Genomic DNA, 18,186 nt, shown 5'->3' on the forward strand with positions numbered 1-18,186 from the left:
ATGACAAGTACGGCTGTATGATATAATATTGTGTAGTAAAATAGCTTTAATTTAAAGGAGAATGATAATCATGGCACAAAAAACATTTAAAGTAACAGCAGATTCCGGAATCCACGCTCGTCCTGCGACAGTTCTTGTACAGACTGCAAGCAAATATGATGCTGACGTAAACTTAGAATATAACGGCAAAACAGTAAACCTTAAGTCTATCATGGGCGTTATGTCTCTAGGTATCGCTAAAGGCGCTGAAATCACAATTTCCGCTGCAGGCGCTGACGAAAACGACGCTCTTAACGCTTTAGAAGAAACAATGAAAAGCGAAGGACTCGGCGAGTAATGCAAGAATTAAAAGGAATAGGCGCTTCAGCCGGAATTGCGATTGCAAAAGCATACCGGCTTGAAGAGCCGGACTTAACGGTTGAAAAGAAAAACATTGCTGATGCTGCGGCTGAAGTAAGCCGTTTTGATGAAGCGATTGTACGTTCTAAAGAAGAGCTTGAGAAAATTAAAGAGCATGCTTTAAAAGAACTGGGACAAGACAAAGCTGATATTTTCTCCGCGCACCTTTTGGTTCTGAGTGATCCTGAGCTGTTAAACCCGGTAAAGGAAAAAATCAGCACAGATTCAGTTAATGCGGAATTCGCTTTGAAAGAAACGGCTTCCATGTTCGTGACCATGTTTGAATCAATGGATAACGAATACATGAAAGAGCGTGCGGCGGATATCCGTGACGTAACAAAACGTGTGACAGGCCACCTGCTGGGCGTGGAAATTCCGAACCCGAGCATGATCTCAGAAGAGGTTGTCATCGTGGCTGAAGATTTGACACCGTCTGATACGGCGCAATTAAACCGTCAGTTTGTAAAAGGTTTTACAACTGATATCGGCGGACGCACTTCACACTCCGCAATCATGGCCCGTTCGCTTGAAATCCCGGCTGTTGTCGGAACAAAAGCGGCTACAGGCACAATTGAAAACGGTGTTATGGTGATCGTAGACGGCATCGATGGTGATGTGATCATCGATCCTTCCAGTGAAACGTTAAAGAAATATGAAGAAAAGCACAGTGCCTACCTGGCGCAAAAAGCTGAATGGGCTAAGCTCGTCAATGAACCGACTGTTTCAAAAGACGGCCATCATGTAGAGCTTGCCGCAAACATCGGCACCCCTGATGATGTAAAAGGCGTTCTTGAAAACGGAGGAGAAGCTGTAGGGCTTTACCGTACGGAATTCCTTTACATGGGACGCGACCAGCTTCCGACAGAAGACGAGCAATTCGACGCTTATAAGACGGTTCTTGAGCGTATGGAAGGAAAATCAGTAGTCGTGCGGACATTGGATATCGGCGGCGACAAAGAGCTTCCTTACCTGCAGCTTCCTAAAGAAATGAACCCGTTTTTGGGCTACAGAGCCATCCGCCTTTGCCTTGAAGAACAAGAAATCTTCAGAACTCAGCTTCGTGCGCTGCTTCGTGCAAGTACATACGGAAACTTAAAAATCATGTTCCCGATGATTGCGACAGTAAACGAGTTTAAACAGGCGAAAGCGATTCTTCTTGAAGAAAAAGAAAAACTCGTCAAAGCCGGCGTAACGGTTTCTGACGATATTGAAGTCGGTATGATGGTAGAGATTCCGTCTACAGCCGTTATCGCAGATCAGTTTGCCACAGAAGTTGACTTCTTCAGTATCGGAACAAATGACTTGATCCAATACACAATGGCTGCTGACCGCATGAATGAGCGCGTGGCTTATCTGTATCAGCCATACAATCCGGCGATTCTCCGTCTTATCACGCTTGTCATTGAAGCCGCTCACAAAGAGGGCAAATGGGTCGGCATGTGCGGAGAAATGGCAGGAGACGAAATTGCGATTCCGATTCTTCTCGGCTTAGGCTTAGATGAGTTCTCAATGAGCGCTACATCCATCCTTCCGGCAAGAACGCAGATCAGCAAGCTTTCTAAAAAAGAAGCTGAATCATTCAAAGAAACAATCTTGTCAATGAGCACGACTGAAGAGGTTGTCGCATTCGTTAAAGAAACTTTCAATAAGTAATACAACAGCCAGACGGTGTAAGCCGTCTGGTTTTTTTCATATTCGGAAAAAAGGGGGGAACAATAACTTTCAACAGGAGGGATTATCATGACAAAATCATTTGGAGCGGGGGATACGGTCTACGTCATTTACCGTAATCCGCATGCGGCCAATGTTGCCCATATTAAAGAGGCGGAGATCGTTCATCACCCATACCATGAGGGGGAACTGTCTCTTTTTTTACACGAAACCTATCATCCGCTGGCCGAAGATGATGCGGTCTTTTCGACATATGAAGAAGCGGAAGCGCTTTACAGCGAGCTTTTTGAAGAAGACCGGCACCGCTGATCAAAGGAAATGTTTACAACGCATATTCACTCTCTTTTGGACGGAAAGTAACAACATGAGACTATGTAAAGGGAGTGTGTGTCCATGCTGAAGCCGTTTGTTCCCCAGCTTGTTTATATTGAACCGAGAGCGCTCGAATACCCGTTAGGACAAGAGCTGAAACATAAGTTTGAAAACATGGGGCTTGAGATCAGAGAAACGACATCGCATAATCAAGTCCGGAATATTCCGGGGAAAAATCATTTGCAGCAATACCGGAACGCGAAATCAACCTTGGTGATCGGCGTCCGGAAAACATTGAAATTCGATTCTTCAAAGCCATCCGCCGAATATGCCATTCCGTTTGCGACGGGCTGTATGGGGCATTGCCACTATTGCTATCTGCAGACGACGATGGGGTCAAAGCCTTACATCCGGACATATGTCAATGTGGAAGAGATTCTGGATCAGGCCGATGAGTATATGAAAGAACGGGCGCCGGACTTTACAAGATTTGAAGCCTCTTGTACGTCTGATATCGTCGGAATTGATCATTTGACACATACATTAAAAAGAGCCATTGAGCATTTCGGACAAAGCGAATTGGGAAAGCTCAGATTTGTGACCAAATTTCATCATGTCGATCACTTGCTTGATGCGAAGCATAACGGAAAGACAAGATTCAGATTCAGCATCAATGCGGATTATGTCATTAAAAACTTTGAACCGGGAACTTCTCCGCTCGACAAACGGATTGAAGCCGCCGTCAAAGTCGCTAAAGCGGGCTATCCGCTCGGCTTCATCGTGGCACCCATTTATATTCATGATGGCTGGGAGGAAGGCTATAAGGAACTGTTTGAGAAGCTGGATGCGGCACTTGATGAAGATGTCCGGCATGACATTACCTTTGAACTGATCCAGCACCGTTTTACAAAACCGGCCAAACGGGTGATCGAGAAGAACTATCCAAAAACAAAGCTTGAGCTGGATGAAGAAAAGCGAAGGTACAAATGGGGGCGTTACGGAATCGGCAAATATATATACCAAAAGGACGAAGAACTTACCTTAAGGGAAACGCTTGAGTCTTATATCGAAACTTATTTTCCGAAAGCGAAAATCGAATATTTTACGTAAGGCGGAGCTGTCGGCATGACGGCTCTTTTTTTTGCTGCGTCAAATGACGGAAATTTTTGATATTTATTTCAAGGTTTATTCATTTTCTTGGCCGAAAGACCGATATAACTCTCAGGAGGGGATGGTTATGTTTAAAAAAATGCATATCAAAATTGCTGTGTTTGTATCGGCAATGCTTATCGTAACGGTTGTTTTTTTAACGGTATCTTCATATTTGACATTAAAGCCGATGATGACAGATGAAGCAAAACGCACGACAGAAAATGTCACCAATTCACTCGGTCAGAACATTGAGCTTCAGCTGAAAAATGATGAGACTGTATTATTGAGATTAGCAGGCGGTGAATTGTCCCGCACATTTTTGACAGATGGGAATAAAGAAACCGCGCGGCTCTTTAACGATGAGTTAAAGCAGATAGGACAGAATGACAAATATGTCGCGCTTGCATACGTCGGAACCGCAGACAAACAAATGTTTACATATCCGAAGGCTGACTTTGCCAAAGACTATGATCCGACAAATAGAACGTGGTATAAAATGGCGGCCGAAAAACCCGATACGGTTGTCTGGACTGAGCCTTATAAAGATGCTGTGACGGGAGATATGATCGTGACGGCTTCAAAAGCCATTCAAAACAGCGGAACCGTCATCGGAGTGGCGAGCTTAGATTTGAAGCTGTCATCCATTCAGAGCATGGTCAATCAGCAAAAGGTTCCGTATAAAGGATTTGCGTTTTTAGCGGATGAAAACGGTTCTCTTCTGGCGCATCCGTCAAAACAGGGGAAAAATATTTCGGAAGATCAGGCGTTAAAAGACATCAGCTCAGACAAAGAAGGCATCAAAGAGCTGCAAGGGAATATGGTCGTCTATCAAACGATAAAAGAAACAGGATGGAAGGTCGGAACGCAGTTTGAAAAAGATCAGCTGATGGGAGTAGCCGACAAAATGAATACAGTGAGTATTTTTATGTCACTGATCGCTCTTGTGATTACGATCGGGCTCAGTTATTTCCTTGCGAAAACGATAACCGGGCCGATTCAGCAGCTGATCGCCAAAACAAATTCGGTCTCCGCGGGAGATTTAACCGTCCGCGCCCAGACTAAATCAAAAGATGAAGTAGGCGAATTAACAAAAGACTTTAACCAAATGGTTGAAAATATGAAAGAAATGGTCGAACAGGTCAAGACTTCTTCAGAAAAAGTGTCCGATACATCTGACCAATTAACAGTCATTTCACAAGAGACAAATGAAACGAGCGGACAAATCGCAAAAGCGATAGAGGAAGTCGCCGCCGGAGCGACTGAGCAAGCGTCAGAGGTTGAGACGATCAATGAAAAATCTGAAAATCTCTCAGTCAAAATAAGAGGAATTGCCGATCGCGCGGGCAGCATAAAACAACTCTCAAAATCTTCAGAGGACGCCAGCTACAAAGGCCTGGATGCGCTCGGCCAGCTGCTGATGAAGTCAAATGAAGCCAATTCAGAAACGAAAAAAGTAGAGGCCATGCTGACTGACCTGGAAAACCAAACGAAAAACATAGAGGAAGTCGTAACGGCAATATCCGCCATTTCGGACCAGACAAATCTCTTGGCGCTGAATGCGAGTATTGAAGCCGCAAGAGCGGGAGAAAGCGGACGGGGTTTTGCCGTCGTCGCTGAAGAAGTCCGCAAGCTTGCTGAACAATCAGCTCTTTCCTCCGGCCATATCAGTGAGACGGTCCGGCTGATCCAATCAGAGACGAAAGAAGCGTCGCACGCAATGATCGAGGCAAGCAGAATGAATGATGAACAAAACAGCGCCATTCATGAAACGGGCGAAGTGCTTAATCTGATTACGACAGAAATGCAGTCTCTCGTTCAAGGAATAGATCATATTTACAATGACATTCAAAAAATGAGTGAAGAACAAGCCGCGATCCAAGAAGCGATTCAAAGCATCTCCGCCATTTCTCAAGAATCAGCGGCAGCCGCGGAAGAAGTGAATGCCTCAACTGATGAACAGCTCGTTACGCTTGAAAAAGTGAAGCAATCGACCGACATGTTAAAGAGCGCGAGCGAAGATCTGATCAGCGCCATTTCTAAATTCACCTTGTAACGCAGACTCTATCAGCCTGTCATATGGTAATATAGACATGAAATCGTATATATGAATCGCAGCAGGGGAGGAAAACGCAGTGAACAAAACGGTCGGATTTATCGGTTTAGGTGTCATGGGAAACAGTATGGCATCGCACATTTTAGAAGCGGGCTATCCTGTTTTAGTCTACACGCGGACGAAACAAAAAGCGGAAGAGATTCTGAATAAGGGAGCGGTCTGGCAGGAGACGGTCAAAGACCTTTCGGAGAAAGCTGACATCATTATTACCATGGTCGGCTATCCGAGTGATGTCGAAGAAATCTATCTCGGTGAAAACGGCATTCTCCGTCATGCAAAAGAAGGGGCGTTTGTCATTGACATGACGACATCAAAACCGTCTCTGGCGAAGAAGATTGCGGAGAAAGCCAAAGAAAAATCGATTCACGCCCTGGACGCACCCGTTTCCGGCGGTGACATCGGCGCCCAAAACGGAACACTTGCCATTATGGCCGGAGGAGAAAAAGAAGCGTTTGAAGCATGTCTGCCGCTTTTCTCCGTAATGGGGGAAAATATTCAGTATCAAGGGCCGGCAGGGAGCGGCCAGCATACGAAAATGTGCAACCAGATCGCGATTGCAGCGGGAATGGTCGGAGTGGCTGAAGCGATGGCTTACGCTGAAAAATCCGGTCTGAACCCAGAACAAGTGCTGAAAAGCATTACAACCGGAGCTGCCGGAAGCTGGTCATTGTCCAACCTCGCTCCCCGTATGCTGAAAGGCGATTTTGCACCCGGATTTTACGTGAAACACTTTATTAAAGACATGGGAATTGCTCTTGAAGAAGCGGAGCTCATGGGAGAAGAAATGCCTGGATTGGCGCTGGCCAAATCATTATACGACAAGCTTTCCGCGCAAGGAGAAGAAAACAGCGGGACTCAAAGCATTTATAAGCTTTGGGTGAAATAAAAAAGATTGCCCGAACGCGACTATTTTATGGATGCTGAGGAAGCGAATACTTACGGTATTGTTGGTAGTGTTTTATAAACAATGATCTGCAAATCTTGTATTCTTAGGGCCTTAATGAAGACAGGAACTTGGCAGGATAATGTATTAATGTGTATCCGTTTATAATATTCTACTGTTTGGAATCCCCCTCGTTTGTTTGATGCAGACTGTCTATTATAAATCAAAAGGGGGATTTCCGAATAATTATAAGGATTAATACAACTTTCCAACAGTAGGATGTATCATGTTTGATTCAACTATGAATTCGAGTAACCCAAATGTACATAGTAATAAATCGAGTTGATTCCCGCAATTAAAACCTAATAATTTGGCATCCAAAATTGAAATTCTATAGATTAGCCTTCTAGCAAAACTGAAAAATAAAAGAGGATGTATCGTAAAAATTCAAGAGATTTACGAAAACATCCTCGATTCAGAGATTTCATCATTACATGTTGTTTTTTGAGAATTCCAGATGAAATCAACGTTAAATCCATTTGTTAGCAATATGAATTTTAATGTTGTACAGTAATATAGTGTTTCAGTTCTCCTATATGGGTTTGAGTTCCCCAGGTCAATGCTACTTGCACATCATACTTGCCTGCTGGAATATTTTTCGTCAAAAAGCTTACTTTAAAATTGCGAACATTATGTCTATTAACATCTATATATTTGACTATATCTCCTTTTTTATTTTCAAGAAAAACTGTAACACCCCAGTTTACCTCATATTTTGAAGGCACAGTACCTGTTACGACTATAGAAGTAGCGTGTTTTGAGTAAGTATTAGCATCTGTTTGGAATTTAATTGCTCCTTTTGAAGTCATGGCTAACGCTTCTGAACTGTTTGAGAAAATCCCGAATGTCAAAAGAGCAACTGTGAATAGTGTCATTACAATTTTTTTCAACTGAAACTTCCTTTCTCCATTTTTATTTAGAAATCCATTCAATATATTACTAAATTTTGAAAAAATATTCAACGGAAAATAGGTAAATTCTACTTTTTATTATAAAAAAGTATTACTAAAGAAGTAAAGGGTAGCAAAACCATTTTAATCCTCACGTTTATGATTTTACAAAAAAGCTCCCGGCACCTCGTGCCGGGAGCTTCAAATGTTTATAAATTTATAAAGTGTTAGGCCCTTTTTTCGCCGTCTCAGCCACTTTTTCGACAGACAAAAGATTGCCCCGCGGGGCAATCTTTTTTGTTTATTTTCCGATGAATTGCTGTGTCCAGATGTTTCCTGATTCTACATAACCGACACCGATTTGAGTGAACTCGGGGTTCAGGATGTTCTTTCTGTGGCCTTCACTGTTCATCCAAGCTTTAACGACAGCTTCAGGAGTCGGCTGTCCTTTGGCGATATTTTCACCGGCTGTTTTATAAGTGATTCCGAAAGACTTCATCATATCGAAAGGTGAACCGTAAGTAGGGCTTTGGTGATCGAAATAGTTTTTGTCTTTCATATCTTGTGATTTTGCGTGAGCTGATTTGCTTAGTTTATCATCAATCTGCAGAGGTTTTAAGCCTTGCTTTTGTCTCTCTGCGTTTGTCAATTCAACGACTTTCTTTTCATACGCACTGACAGATGAAGGAGTTTTCTCGCTGCTGTTGTTTGTGTTATCTGTCTGTTTTGCATTGTCAGCCGTCTGGTTTTGATCGGCTTTCGGTTTTTCAGCAGCTGCCGGAGCCGTTTTTGCAGGTGTTTCTTTTTGAACGTCTTTAACTGTCATATCGGAATGCTTTGCTTGTTTTTGCAGCTGCTGTTTCAGTTCTTTCTCATTTTTAAAGCTCAGCTGTTTCGCGCTCTTTTTCATATGTAGTTTTTCAACAGCCTCTTGAAGAGTCAGATGCTGTACGGTGTTTCCTTTTTTCACAGTAACGACGTGCTGGCATGACAGCTCTTTGGCAGATGCCTGCTGAATGCCTCCGAATGTAATCAAACTGACTGCCGCGGCGGCAGATAAGAGAAATGCTTTTTTCATAAGTTTATAGCCTCCCAGAGAAGTTGTTTTTTTCTACATGAAAAATCTTATCACAGCTTTTTTGTCATAATGCAGGCATTCATTTCCTTTGACAACAATCTCTTGTCATAATTGTAATTGAGCATAGAAAAATGGCTTTATATCAGGAGAAACGATCTGTATTTATATTTTAAAATCCGTTACATTACTTCAAGTTATTTGAAGTGTTAGATATTTTTTAAGATAATTTGATCTTGACAGTTTTTTTTACCCGTTTTCGCTGTAACAACTTTTACAAAAATGTTACAATTAAAATCTGTTTATGTAAATATATTCAATGATTTGAGAGGTGTAACAGAAAGTGGCTGAAGTCGCGCGTGAACCAAAGAAAAAAACGAAACGTTACAGAGCGCTGAGAATGAATCTCTATTTTTTAGTTGTTTTCCTTCTCTTTACGGCACTGATTTTTAAACTCGGCATCGTCCAGATTGTCGAAGGGGATAAACACCGCCAGGATGCGGAGAAGGCAAATGCAAAAACCGCCTATTACCCGACACCGCGGGGAAAGATGTATGACAAGCGGAACAGGGTGGCGGTTGATAACCAGGCTGTGCCTGAAATTGTATACGTTTCTACCTCAAAAACCTCGGCAAAGGACAAATTGAAAACGGCAAAAAATCTCGCCGCACTGATCCATATTGATACTGAATTTATGAAGGATCGAAATATCATTGATTACTGGCTTGCCGCACATCCGAAGAAGGCGGAAAAGCTTATGAAGGATTCAGAAAACAGCCTGAAATCCCAAGAAGTGTACAAACGCCAGATTGAACGCGTCCCGAAGCAGGAGATTGATGCGATCAAAAAAGATAAAAAAGAGCTGCAAATTGCGGCGATTTATACGCGTTTTTCAAGCGGCAACGCCTATCAGCCGCAAGTCGTCAAATCAATGGACCCGAATAAGCTGAACGGAAACGGAAACAGCGGTTCACTGCTTGACGAACATGAAAACAACAAACAGAAACCGAAAAGCGACCTGACATATGAAGAAGTTTCCGTCGTATCCGAGCACTTGAAAGAGCTCCCCGGCATTGACGTAATCAATGACTGGACGCGGAAATATCCGTACGACAAAACGCTGTACTCTCTGTTCGGCGGTGTGACGACACCGGAACAGGGATTGTTGGGCGAACGGAAAGATTATTACGTCACAAGAGGTTACTCACTGAATGACCGGGTGGGAAAAAGCTACATCGAATATCAGTATGAAGACTATTTAAACGCACATAAAGAAAAAGTAGAGTATGTGGAAAACAGCAAAGGTGAAGTCGTCAGCCAAAAGCCCGTCGATGAAGGCAGCAGAGGCTACGATCTGCAGCTCTCGCTCGATATGGAATTACAGTCGAAAGTCGAAAAAGTCATTGAAAAAGAGCTGAGAAGAAGCCGCGCCGCCGGCAACTATATGGTTGACAGAGGATTTGCCGTCATGATGGACCCGAACAACGGGGATATTCTCTCAATGGCGGGGAAACGCATTGATCCCGAAACAAATAAAACACAGGATTTTGCGATCGGGGCATTTACGACCCAATATGAGATGGGATCTTCTGTTAAAGGAGCGACTGTTCTTGCGGGTTACCAAAGCGGCCTCCCGCATTATAAAACGTTTGTCGATGCGCCCCTTACGTTTAAAGGCGGAACGAAAAAACAATCGTGGACACAAATGGGAGCCATTACTGAGCTGACCGCGCTGCAAAGAAGTTCAAACGTATATATGTTTCATGTGGCCATGCATATCGCCGGCATTACCTACAAGCCGTACGGCACACTGCCGGCCGGATTAGACGATATTAAAAAAATGCGCAACTATTACGCCCAATTCGGCCTGGGTGTCAAAACCGGGATTGACCTTCCTCAGGAATCAGCAGGAATGCAGTCAAATCCGCAATTGGTCGGGGGATTGCTGCTGGATTTTGCGATCGGACAGTTTGATACATATACGCCGCTTCAAATGGCTCAATATATTTCGACTATCGCAAACGGCGGATATCGCGTCCAGCCGCGGATTGTTACAAGCATTCATGAACCGGACAGCAAAAACAAACTTGGAAAAGCGATTGAACAGCGCGATATTAAAGTTTTGAACAAAGTAAATAACAGCCCGAGCGATTTTGATCAAGTTCATAAAGGAATGAAATTGGTCACAAGCTCACCTCAAGGAACGGCTTATTCAACATTCCAAGGTTCCGGCGCTGATGTTTCCGGAAAAACGGGAACCGCGCAGACGCACTATTACGGCACGAACAGAAACTGGTGGGGAAAAGAGCCGTATAATTTGACCTTTGTCGGCTATTATCCGTCAGAACATCCACGAGTGGCATTCAGCGTCGTCGTTCCGTCTGTTCGAGATGATCACGATCCCGTCAGTAAAAACATTGCCAAAGGAGCAGTTGACGCTTACAAAGAGCTTGAAAAGAAATACAATAAAAAATAACAAATGAAAGGGCGGCCGAACATCTCGTGCGCCCTTTCTTTCATTCAGGAAAATTGACGTTCACAATAAGAATAGAAGGAGAATGCTCATTTTTTAGCGAATCAATCTAGTGGAATTTCTTTTTATATCAGCCCGTGACCAGCCTGAAGTGTGAGTAAAATGCAAAGGAGGGATTCTGTGGAACAGGATACTCAGCATGTCAAACAGCTTCAATCGAAAACCGATCTTCATGCCGTTTTGACGTCTAATGGGCGTATTATGTATATTTCTGCAAACTGTAAATCGTATTTCAGTTATTCCCAGGAAGAGATGATCGGATCGTTTCTCAAAACGTTCCTGCATGAGGAAGATCAATTTTTGGTTGAAAGTTACTTCTATAATGAGCATCATTTAATGCCTTGCACCTTTCGCCTTATTAAAAAAGATCATACCATTGTTTGGCTTGAAGCAGGTGTGGAAATTGTCACACCGCAAATGGAGGGGACAGATCGGGAAATTATCCTTAAAATCAAGGTGCTTGAGGAGAAGACACCGTGCAGGTCTTATATGTATGAACAAAAGAAGCAAAAGGCGGAACAACAGTCAGCAGAAGCGGCTGGAAACGGCGAATTTGAGCGTCTTGTTGAAACGCTGCCGAATCCTCTATACGTCAGTATCAACGGCACAATCGCCTACGCCAATAACGCGATGCTTGCCATGCTGGGAGCCGACAGCAAAGATGAGGTGATCGGCAGACGCTCTTATGAGTTTATCGAAGAAGAGTATCATGACATTGTGAAAAACCGAATTGTGCGGATGCAAAAAGGGATGGAAGTCGGAATGATTGAACAGACGTGGAGAAGGCTTGACGGCACGCCCATTCATTTAGAAGTGAAGGCGGCGCCGACGACATATAAAAATCAGCGGGCGGAATTACTGCTTCTGATTGATATTTCTTCACGGAAAAAATTCCAAACGATTCTTCAAAAAAGCAGAGAGCGTTATCAGCTCCTCATTCAGAATTCAATTGATACGATCGCCGTGATTCACAATGACAAATGGGTATTCATGAATGAGTCGGGCATTTCGCTGTTTGAAGCCGAAACCTATGAAGATTTAATCGGAAAAAACATCTATGATCAGCTTCATCCCTGTGATCATGACGACGTGAAACAGCGGATTCAACATATTATCGACCGAAAGACCGAGTCCGAAATCATTAAACAATCGTGGTTTACTTTTAAAAACCGGCTGATCTACACGGAAATGGTCTGCATTCCGACGACGTTTTTCGGAGAAACGGCCGTGCAGGTCATTTTGCGTGACATTTCTGAGCGGAAGCAGACGGAGGAATTAATGCTGAAGTCGGAAAAGCTGTCTATCGCAGGGCAGCTGGCGGCGGGAATCGCTCACGAAATCCGCAACCCGCTGACGGCGATCAAAGGATTTTTACAGCTCATGAAGCCGACGATGGAAGAAAACGAACATTATTTTGACATTGTGTTTTCTGAACTGAGCAGAATCGAATTAATTTTAAGTGAACTTTTAATGCTTGCCAAACCTCAGCAAAATGCCGTAAAAGAGCGTGTAAACTTAAAGAAAATTATAAGTGAAGTGACCGCTCTTTTAGAGACGCAGGCGAATCTTAAAGGGATTTTCATCAAAACGGATTACGAACGGGACAGCATGTTTATTAACGGTGATCAAAATCAGCTGAAGCAGGTGTTTATCAATCTGATAAAAAATGCTGTTGAGTCGATGCCCGATGGGGGAACGGTCCACATTCTCATGACAGAAGATGAGTATTCCGTCAATGTGACGATCAAAGACGAGGGTGACGGGATACCGGAAAACGTGCTGAAACGGATAGGCGAACCGTTTCTGACAACGAAAGAAAAAGGAACCGGCCTGGGGCTGATGGTCACATTCAACCTTATTAAAAACCATCAGGGAGCCATCCAAGTAGACAGCAAGCCGGATAAAGGCACGGCTTTTCACATTACATTCCCGAAACAATAAAAAACAACGGCGTAACGCCGTTGTTTAAATAGTCTGCATGGATTCTCTCGTTTTTAAAATAAATGCTTCCAGCCGGTCCAAACCTTCTCTCAATGTATCCAGTGAATATGCGAATGACAGCCTCACATACCCTTCACCCAACTTTGAAAACGAGCTGCCGGGCACTAGAGCCACACCTGCATCCTCTAAAAGAGCCATACTAAAATCAAACGATGACATTCCGAATGACTTAATGGAAGGGAAGATATAAAATGCGCCTGACGGTTTTACGACGTCAAGCCCCATTGACACAAGACGGTCATATACATAATCAAGCCGCTTTTTATACTGTTCTCTCATAATAAGCGCATCATCAACGCCGTTTGTCACCGCTTCAAGCGCCGCTTTCTGGGAGATCGAGGACGCGCAGGTCACACTGTACTGGTGAACTTTTAAGATGTGCTTGGCAATGTCTTTCGGTGCGAAAATGAAACCGATTCTCCAGCCCGTCATGCTGTGTGATTTTGACAGCCCGTTGATCACGATCGTCTGGTCTCTCAAAAAAGACGCGATTGAGTAATGCGGTCTGTCATAGGTTAATTCGCTGTAAATCTCATCCGACAGTACAAAAACATTTCTGCCTTTCAGCACGGCCGCGATGTTTTTCAGCTCTTCTTCTGACAATGTCACTCCGGTCGGATTTGACGGATAAGGAAGAATGACGCATTTTGTTTTAGGCGTCAGCGATTCTTCAATGAGCCGCGCTGTCAGCTTAAATCCGTGTGTCGTCGTGTCCACATGAACGGGAACGGCGCCTGACATGCGGATAATCGGTTCATAGCCGGGATAAATCGGTCCGGGCAGAATGACTTCATCGCCGGGAGATAAAATCGTCCGCAAAGCCGCGTCAATCGCTTGGCTCGCCCCGGTTGTGACGATGATTTCCGTTTCGGCTTCATAATTCAGATCCGCTTTTTTCTTCATATAAAGCTGTACGGCCTGTCTCAGCTCAAGACCGCCTGCATTCGGAGTATACGCCGTAGCGTTCTCGTCGATTGCTTTTTTGGCCGCCGCTTTGACATGGTGCGGCGTGAAGAAATCCGGCTGGCCGATCGTAAGCGAAATCACATTATCGTGCTGAGCTACAAGATTTGAGAATTTGCGAATTCCTGAAATTTCAATTTCTTTTACATTCGGATTAAGCAAATGTTCCATAATTCATCACCTTATACTATATATTGAGTTTATCCTATTTTACCACTAGCTGAGCATTTGTCATCTATTTAAGTGAACTATCCCGAGTATATGTCCGATATGTGAAAACATACCTTCTTTCAGAAAAAAATAAGACAACCAGCTGAAATGATTGTCTTCATTGTATCATGATCTATCTATTGTGATATGTGGCGAATGTCATTAATACCCGTATTCAAAGCTGATGTTTTCCCGCCATACGATATACGGAGCGGGCTTATCGGGACACTCATTCGCTTCTTTTTTCATTTGCAGGTAAGCCGTTTTGCTGATATCTTCTAACACCGTCATTTGATCTTGGTCGAATATAACTACTGTACCCATTTATTACACCCTTCTTCCTGAAAAATCCTTGACTATTTTACCACTCGATGTCAAAAAGTCAATGGGATATCGGAAAAAAGAATCTTTTTATAAAGAGTTAATGGCCAGTTGGCCTGAATACATTCACTTTTTCCGTTTACAGCCGATATAAACAGTACAATACTGAATGCGGATAGCGAGGGATTGAATTGTCTTTACAACAATACGATATTTTATTGGATTCAGGCACAAATGAATTAGAAATCGTCAAATTTGAAGTAGGCGTCAATACATTTGGCATAAATGTGATGAAAGTCCGGGAAATCATTCAGCCGGTAGATGTCACATCTGTGCCACAGTCTCACAAAGACGTAGAAGGGATGATTAAGCTGAGAGGCGAAATTCTTCCCGTCATCAGCCTGTACACCTTTTTCAACGTTGATGCCGAAGGGGCAAAAGACGATAAATATATCGTGACGGAATTCAACAAGCGGAAAATCGTCTTTCATGTCGGTTCCGTATCACAGATCCACAGGGTGTCCTGGGAGGCGATTGAAAAGCCGACTTCGCTGAATCAGGGCATGGAGCGGCACTTAACGGGTATCATTAAACTGGAAGATACGATGATCTTTTTACCTGATTATGAAAAGATCATTTACGACATTGAATCGGCATCCGGAGTTGAGACTTACCATGTCCATCAGGAAGGATTTGATGAAAGACGGGCGGGTAAAAAACTAATTATCGTAGAAGATTCGCCGCTTCTTATGCGCCTTTTGACGGATGAACTGACTGAAGCGGGGTACAGTGAAATCGTTACGTTTGAAAATGGAAAAGAAGCGTATGAATATGTCATGGAATTGACGGATAAAGGAGCAAATCTGTCAGACCATATTGACATGATCATCAGTGACATTGAGATGCCGAAAATGGACGGGCACCGTTTGACGAAGCTCCTTAAGGATAACCCGCAAAGCTCTGACGTGCCGATTATGATCTTTTCGTCCCTGATTACGGATGACCTGCGCCACCGGGGCGAAGTCGTCGGAGCGGATGAACAGATCAGCAAGCCTGAAATCAGCGAGTTAATTAAAAAAGTGGATACGTACGTGATTGAATAGAAAAAAGCCGATGCGTCATGCATCGGCTTTTTTGCGGCGGAATTAAAAATAACTCTCACCAAGTTTTTTAAACACGGGTTTATGATAAGCGGGCTGCTGCCTGTTGGCGGCCAGCGGTTTTTCCTTTAAGCCCACATATTTTTGCAATAAGTTTTTCGCTTTTGTCAAAGACATTTGTGCTTTAGGATTGCGGTACGATTGATTTAACGTACCTAAATGCGGAAGATGCTGGAAGTCTTCTTTTGTTGGAGGCATGTGAAAATAGTAGTCTCCGATAGAGATAAGTACGTCTGACTGCTGTTGGCTAAACCTGGGATTATTTGAAAAGTGAAGCCCTATTTTTTTCCCTTTGCCTTCTTTCACAAGCTTTTGTAATGCCCGTTTTTTCAGCAGATAAAGGTATTTAGGGTTGGGGGCGGTTTTTGCATGGCGGTTCACAGTATAAACAGCTTTTGAAAGATTCTCGATGGTTGGCTGCAGCTCTTTCGAATAAGCGTGGTCGTCCATTATTTCTCTCCTTTGCATTGATCAAGTTCATATATAGATTATACTTTTTTAGCGTTGAAATGCAAATATTGAATATAAAAATACGCCTTTTTCTGATGAAAAGGGCGCATTTTTTTCCTTTATTAGACAGGATTCGCATTTTTTTCAGAATCAGCTTTTAATGATTGCTGCACATCGATTTCCGCCGCCTCGGCGCTGTACTTCGGAAGGGCGATAAAATAGAACACAAATACTGCCAAAATCACGATTCCCATGCCGTAATAAAGGTAATCAATATTGGAAACGAATTTCGGAAATAACAGGGCGACAAGTCCGAGTGTAATCGATTGGGCAAACATCATAAAGGGATCCTGCCAGCCGCTGACCCGGCCCATTATTTTCGGATGAACGATTTTCGGCATCCAGCCGCCGATGGCGATATTGACAGGGCCGATGCACATGCCGAGGACAAAAGCCGCCGCATAATAAATCCACAGCTGATCCGTATAGCCGAGGACAAAAATGAGCAGTCCGGCAGCCAAAATCGGAAGCGACATCAAATGATGCGGTTTGACTTTTTTCGCGATCATCGTTCCGATTACACTTCCGGCAAGCAAACCGACGCCGAGTGCGACGGTGAAGATAGAAGTGTGTGATTCGTAATGATCGGGCGCAAGTCCGTATTTCATCGTAAACATCGGAAGTACGGCAAAGCCGCCGTTGACAAACCCAAAAATAAAAAAGCCAAAAATAAGAGAAGCAAGCAATTTGTTTTTAATAATATATACGATCCCTTCTTTAAAATCAGCGACCGAGTCTTTCAGAAATGAATCTCCCCATTTAAAAGGGCCGTTCGGCTGACGGGCTTCTATCGGAATGCGGCAGGCGCGGATCAGAAAGCCTGACACAATAAAGCTGACAAAATCAAGGATAATGGCTCCGTGCACACCGATCGTTTTATACATAAACGCACCCATACCGACGCCGAATACCATAAAGATGCTGAACAGGATCTGGTTAAGCCCCGCTGCTTTCGCATAATGCTCCTTAGGCAGAATAGCTTGTACAAGGCTGGCTTCCGCCGGGAAAAAGAACTTGGTCACGGCGCTTCTGATGAACAAAATACAGAACACGAGAGGAATATTCCCGCTGTATAATGCCGCAAACAATACGATCGTCAGTCCCGCCCTGATCCAGTCACAATTTTCTGCGACCTTTTTCCTGTCAAGCCGGTCAGCTGCGACACCGACAATCAGAAATACGAAAACTGTCGGCAGCGAATACATCAGCTCTGCCAAAGTCGTGTATGCCGGCTGGTTGGCAAAGCGATCCAGCAAGTAAAAAGCGAAAGCCATATTACCTACAGTCGTTCCCATTTGAGAAGCGAGTGCTGCGAAAAATAAACGGACAAAATTGCGATTTTTAAATATATCCATAAACACGCTCCTTACCCTAAAGGTCCCACTGTAATATATTATCATCAGCTCGTTCCATAAACAAATGAGATCTTTCTATCTTATAATCGTCACCCTTGTTCCATTAGGGACGGTAGCGGCAAGTTCAGTGACGTCCTGATTATACATGCGGATGCATCCTTTTGATACCGCTTTGCCGATGGAGGAAGGATTATTTGTCCCGTGAATGCCGTAATGGAGCTTAGAGAGGCTGAGCCAATAAGCGCCGAACGGACCTCCGGGCTTAGGCTGGCGATTCACGATGTAAAATTCCCCGGTCGGTGTGGTCGTCAATATTTTTCCGACTGCGATCGGATACGTACGGATGAGCCTGCCAAGGCGGTATAACTCCAGTTTCTTCGCTCCGATATACACGACAATGGAATAGGGAATAGTGGATGGGTCGGGAAGATTCGGTATGATAATATGCTGTCCCGCATAAATGACCGATTGGATTGAGGGATTTGCCTGAAGGAGAGCGGCCGTGCTTATTCTGAAGTCTTGCGCAATGCTTGAGATGGTTTCTCCTTGTTTCACTTGATAGGTCAGCAGTTTCATCA

The 18,186-nt window shown here is 43.7% G+C and carries 16 protein-coding genes and 1 pseudogene; 10 read left to right on the top strand and 7 right to left on the bottom strand.

Annotated elements, in window-relative coordinates:
- The first annotated feature begins 70 nt into the window (after positions 1 to 70).
- The 7 genes from ICW23_RS02615 to ICW23_RS19210 all read left to right on the top strand — a co-directional run bounded on the left by ICW23_RS02615 (position 71) and on the right by ICW23_RS19210 (position 6,611).
- Positions 71 to 337: a phosphocarrier protein HPr gene (locus ICW23_RS02615; protein ID WP_010334034.1), complete on the top strand. Its 267-nt coding sequence runs from the start codon at positions 71 to 73 to the stop codon at positions 335 to 337.
- The gene (ptsP, locus tag ICW23_RS02620; RefSeq protein ID WP_095240796.1) at positions 337 to 2,052 is read left to right on the top strand and encodes a phosphoenolpyruvate--protein phosphotransferase; all 1,716 of its coding nucleotides are present in this window, start codon (positions 337 to 339) and stop codon (positions 2,050 to 2,052) included. The genes ICW23_RS02615 and ptsP overlap by 1 nt, the downstream gene beginning before the upstream one ends.
- 87 nt (positions 2,053 to 2,139) lie before the next feature.
- A complete protein-coding gene (gene splA, locus ICW23_RS02625) occupies positions 2,140 to 2,379 on the top strand; it encodes a splAB operon transcriptional regulator SplA (RefSeq protein WP_047475280.1) in 240 nt (79 codons plus the stop codon).
- A gap of 84 nt (positions 2,380 to 2,463) precedes the next feature.
- Positions 2,464 to 3,492: a spore photoproduct lyase gene (splB, locus tag ICW23_RS02630; RefSeq protein WP_095240795.1), complete on the top strand. Its 1,029-nt coding sequence runs from the start codon at positions 2,464 to 2,466 to the stop codon at positions 3,490 to 3,492.
- 127 nt (positions 3,493 to 3,619) lie between these two features.
- Positions 3,620 to 5,587 (top strand): methyl-accepting chemotaxis protein, encoded by a 1,968-nt coding sequence (locus tag ICW23_RS02635; protein ID WP_016936319.1) that lies wholly within the window; start codon positions 3,620 to 3,622, stop codon positions 5,585 to 5,587.
- A gap of 79 nt (positions 5,588 to 5,666) precedes the next feature.
- Positions 5,667 to 6,533, top strand: coding sequence for an NAD(P)-dependent oxidoreductase (locus tag ICW23_RS02640; RefSeq protein WP_045926895.1), 867 nt, complete (start codon positions 5,667 to 5,669; stop codon positions 6,531 to 6,533).
- 6 nt (positions 6,534 to 6,539) lie between these two features.
- Positions 6,540 to 6,611: an ATP-dependent Clp protease proteolytic subunit gene (locus tag ICW23_RS19210; protein ID WP_349816684.1), complete on the top strand. Its 72-nt coding sequence runs from the start codon at positions 6,540 to 6,542 to the stop codon at positions 6,609 to 6,611.
- A 476-nt stretch (positions 6,612 to 7,087) separates the two neighbouring features.
- On the opposite strand, the gene ICW23_RS02650 is transcribed toward ICW23_RS19210, so the two are convergent.
- Together ICW23_RS02650 and ICW23_RS02655 are read right to left on the bottom strand one after the other, a co-directional pair.
- Positions 7,088 to 7,480, bottom strand: coding sequence for a hypothetical protein (locus ICW23_RS02650; protein WP_016936317.1), 393 nt, complete (start codon positions 7,478 to 7,480; stop codon positions 7,088 to 7,090).
- A gap of 301 nt (positions 7,481 to 7,781) precedes the next feature.
- Positions 7,782 to 8,558, bottom strand: coding sequence for a CAP domain-containing protein (locus ICW23_RS02655; protein WP_095240791.1), 777 nt, complete (start codon positions 8,556 to 8,558; stop codon positions 7,782 to 7,784).
- Between the two features lie 340 nt (positions 8,559 to 8,898).
- On the opposite strand from ICW23_RS02655, the gene ICW23_RS02660 reads away from it, so the two are divergent.
- Entirely contained in the window at positions 8,899 to 11,031 is a 2,133-nt protein-coding gene (locus ICW23_RS02660; protein WP_188154000.1) for a peptidoglycan D,D-transpeptidase FtsI family protein, read from the top strand.
- A gap of 177 nt (positions 11,032 to 11,208) precedes the next feature.
- On the top strand, positions 11,209 to 13,029 hold the full coding sequence (locus ICW23_RS02665; RefSeq protein ID WP_188154001.1) for a PAS domain-containing protein: 1,821 nt from the start codon (positions 11,209 to 11,211) through the stop codon (positions 13,027 to 13,029).
- Here the strand turns inward: ICW23_RS02665 and ICW23_RS02670 are convergent.
- Together ICW23_RS02670 and ICW23_RS02675 are read right to left on the bottom strand one after the other, a co-directional pair.
- Positions 13,010 to 14,223, bottom strand: a pseudogene (locus tag ICW23_RS02670) (aminotransferase A). The gene ICW23_RS02665 and the pseudogene ICW23_RS02670 overlap by 20 nt on opposite strands.
- Before the next feature lie 201 nt (positions 14,224 to 14,424).
- Complete coding sequence (locus tag ICW23_RS02675; protein WP_167388676.1) at positions 14,425 to 14,586, bottom strand: hypothetical protein; 162 nt, start codon at positions 14,584 to 14,586, stop codon at positions 14,425 to 14,427.
- Between the two features lie 188 nt (positions 14,587 to 14,774).
- On the opposite strand from ICW23_RS02675, the gene cheV reads away from it, so the two are divergent.
- On the top strand, positions 14,775 to 15,686 hold the full coding sequence (gene cheV, locus ICW23_RS02680; RefSeq protein ID WP_188154002.1) for a chemotaxis protein CheV: 912 nt from the start codon (positions 14,775 to 14,777) through the stop codon (positions 15,684 to 15,686).
- Positions 15,687 to 15,728: 42 nt separating this feature from the next.
- On the opposite strand, the gene ICW23_RS02685 is transcribed toward cheV, so the two are convergent.
- The 3 genes from ICW23_RS02685 to ICW23_RS02695 form a co-directional block, all read right to left on the bottom strand.
- Complete coding sequence (locus ICW23_RS02685; protein ID WP_013352067.1) at positions 15,729 to 16,193, bottom strand: YkyB family protein; 465 nt, start codon at positions 16,191 to 16,193, stop codon at positions 15,729 to 15,731.
- Between the two features lie 122 nt (positions 16,194 to 16,315).
- Positions 16,316 to 17,608, bottom strand: a complete 1,293-nt coding sequence (locus ICW23_RS02690; RefSeq protein WP_188154003.1) for an MFS transporter — start codon at positions 17,606 to 17,608, stop codon at positions 16,316 to 16,318.
- 75 nt (positions 17,609 to 17,683) lie between these two features.
- Entirely contained in the window at positions 17,684 to 18,178 is a 495-nt protein-coding gene (locus ICW23_RS02695) for a L,D-transpeptidase family protein (RefSeq protein WP_095240832.1), read from the bottom strand.
- Between the last annotated feature and the right edge of the window lie 8 nt (positions 18,179 to 18,186).

It is taken from the genome of Bacillus sp. 1021 (assembly GCF_014534735.1).
Lineage (GTDB): Bacteria > Bacillota > Bacilli > Bacillales > Bacillaceae > Bacillus > Bacillus siamensis.

Bases quoted from the DNA above. Each gene is read 5' to 3' on its own strand.
- ICW23_RS02690 (WP_188154003.1), bottom strand. From the start codon at position 17,608: ATGGATATATTTAAAAATCGCAATTTTGTCCGTTTATTTTTCGCAGCA.
- ptsP (WP_095240796.1), top strand. From the start codon at position 337: ATGCAAGAATTAAAAGGAATAGGCGCTTCAGCCGGAATTGCGATTGCA.
- ICW23_RS02675 (WP_167388676.1), bottom strand. From the start codon at position 14,586: ATGGGTACAGTAGTTATATTCGACCAAGATCAAATGACGGTGTTAGAA.
- ICW23_RS02635 (WP_016936319.1), top strand. From the start codon at position 3,620: ATGTTTAAAAAAATGCATATCAAAATTGCTGTGTTTGTATCGGCAATG.
- splA (WP_047475280.1), top strand. From the start codon at position 2,140: ATGACAAAATCATTTGGAGCGGGGGATACGGTCTACGTCATTTACCGT.
- ICW23_RS02655 (WP_095240791.1), bottom strand. From the start codon at position 8,558: ATGAAAAAAGCATTTCTCTTATCTGCCGCCGCGGCAGTCAGTTTGATT.
- ICW23_RS02615 (WP_010334034.1), top strand. From the start codon at position 71: ATGGCACAAAAAACATTTAAAGTAACAGCAGATTCCGGAATCCACGCT.
- ICW23_RS02685 (WP_013352067.1), bottom strand. From the start codon at position 16,193: ATGGACGACCACGCTTATTCGAAAGAGCTGCAGCCAACCATCGAGAAT.
- splB (WP_095240795.1), top strand. From the start codon at position 2,464: ATGCTGAAGCCGTTTGTTCCCCAGCTTGTTTATATTGAACCGAGAGCG.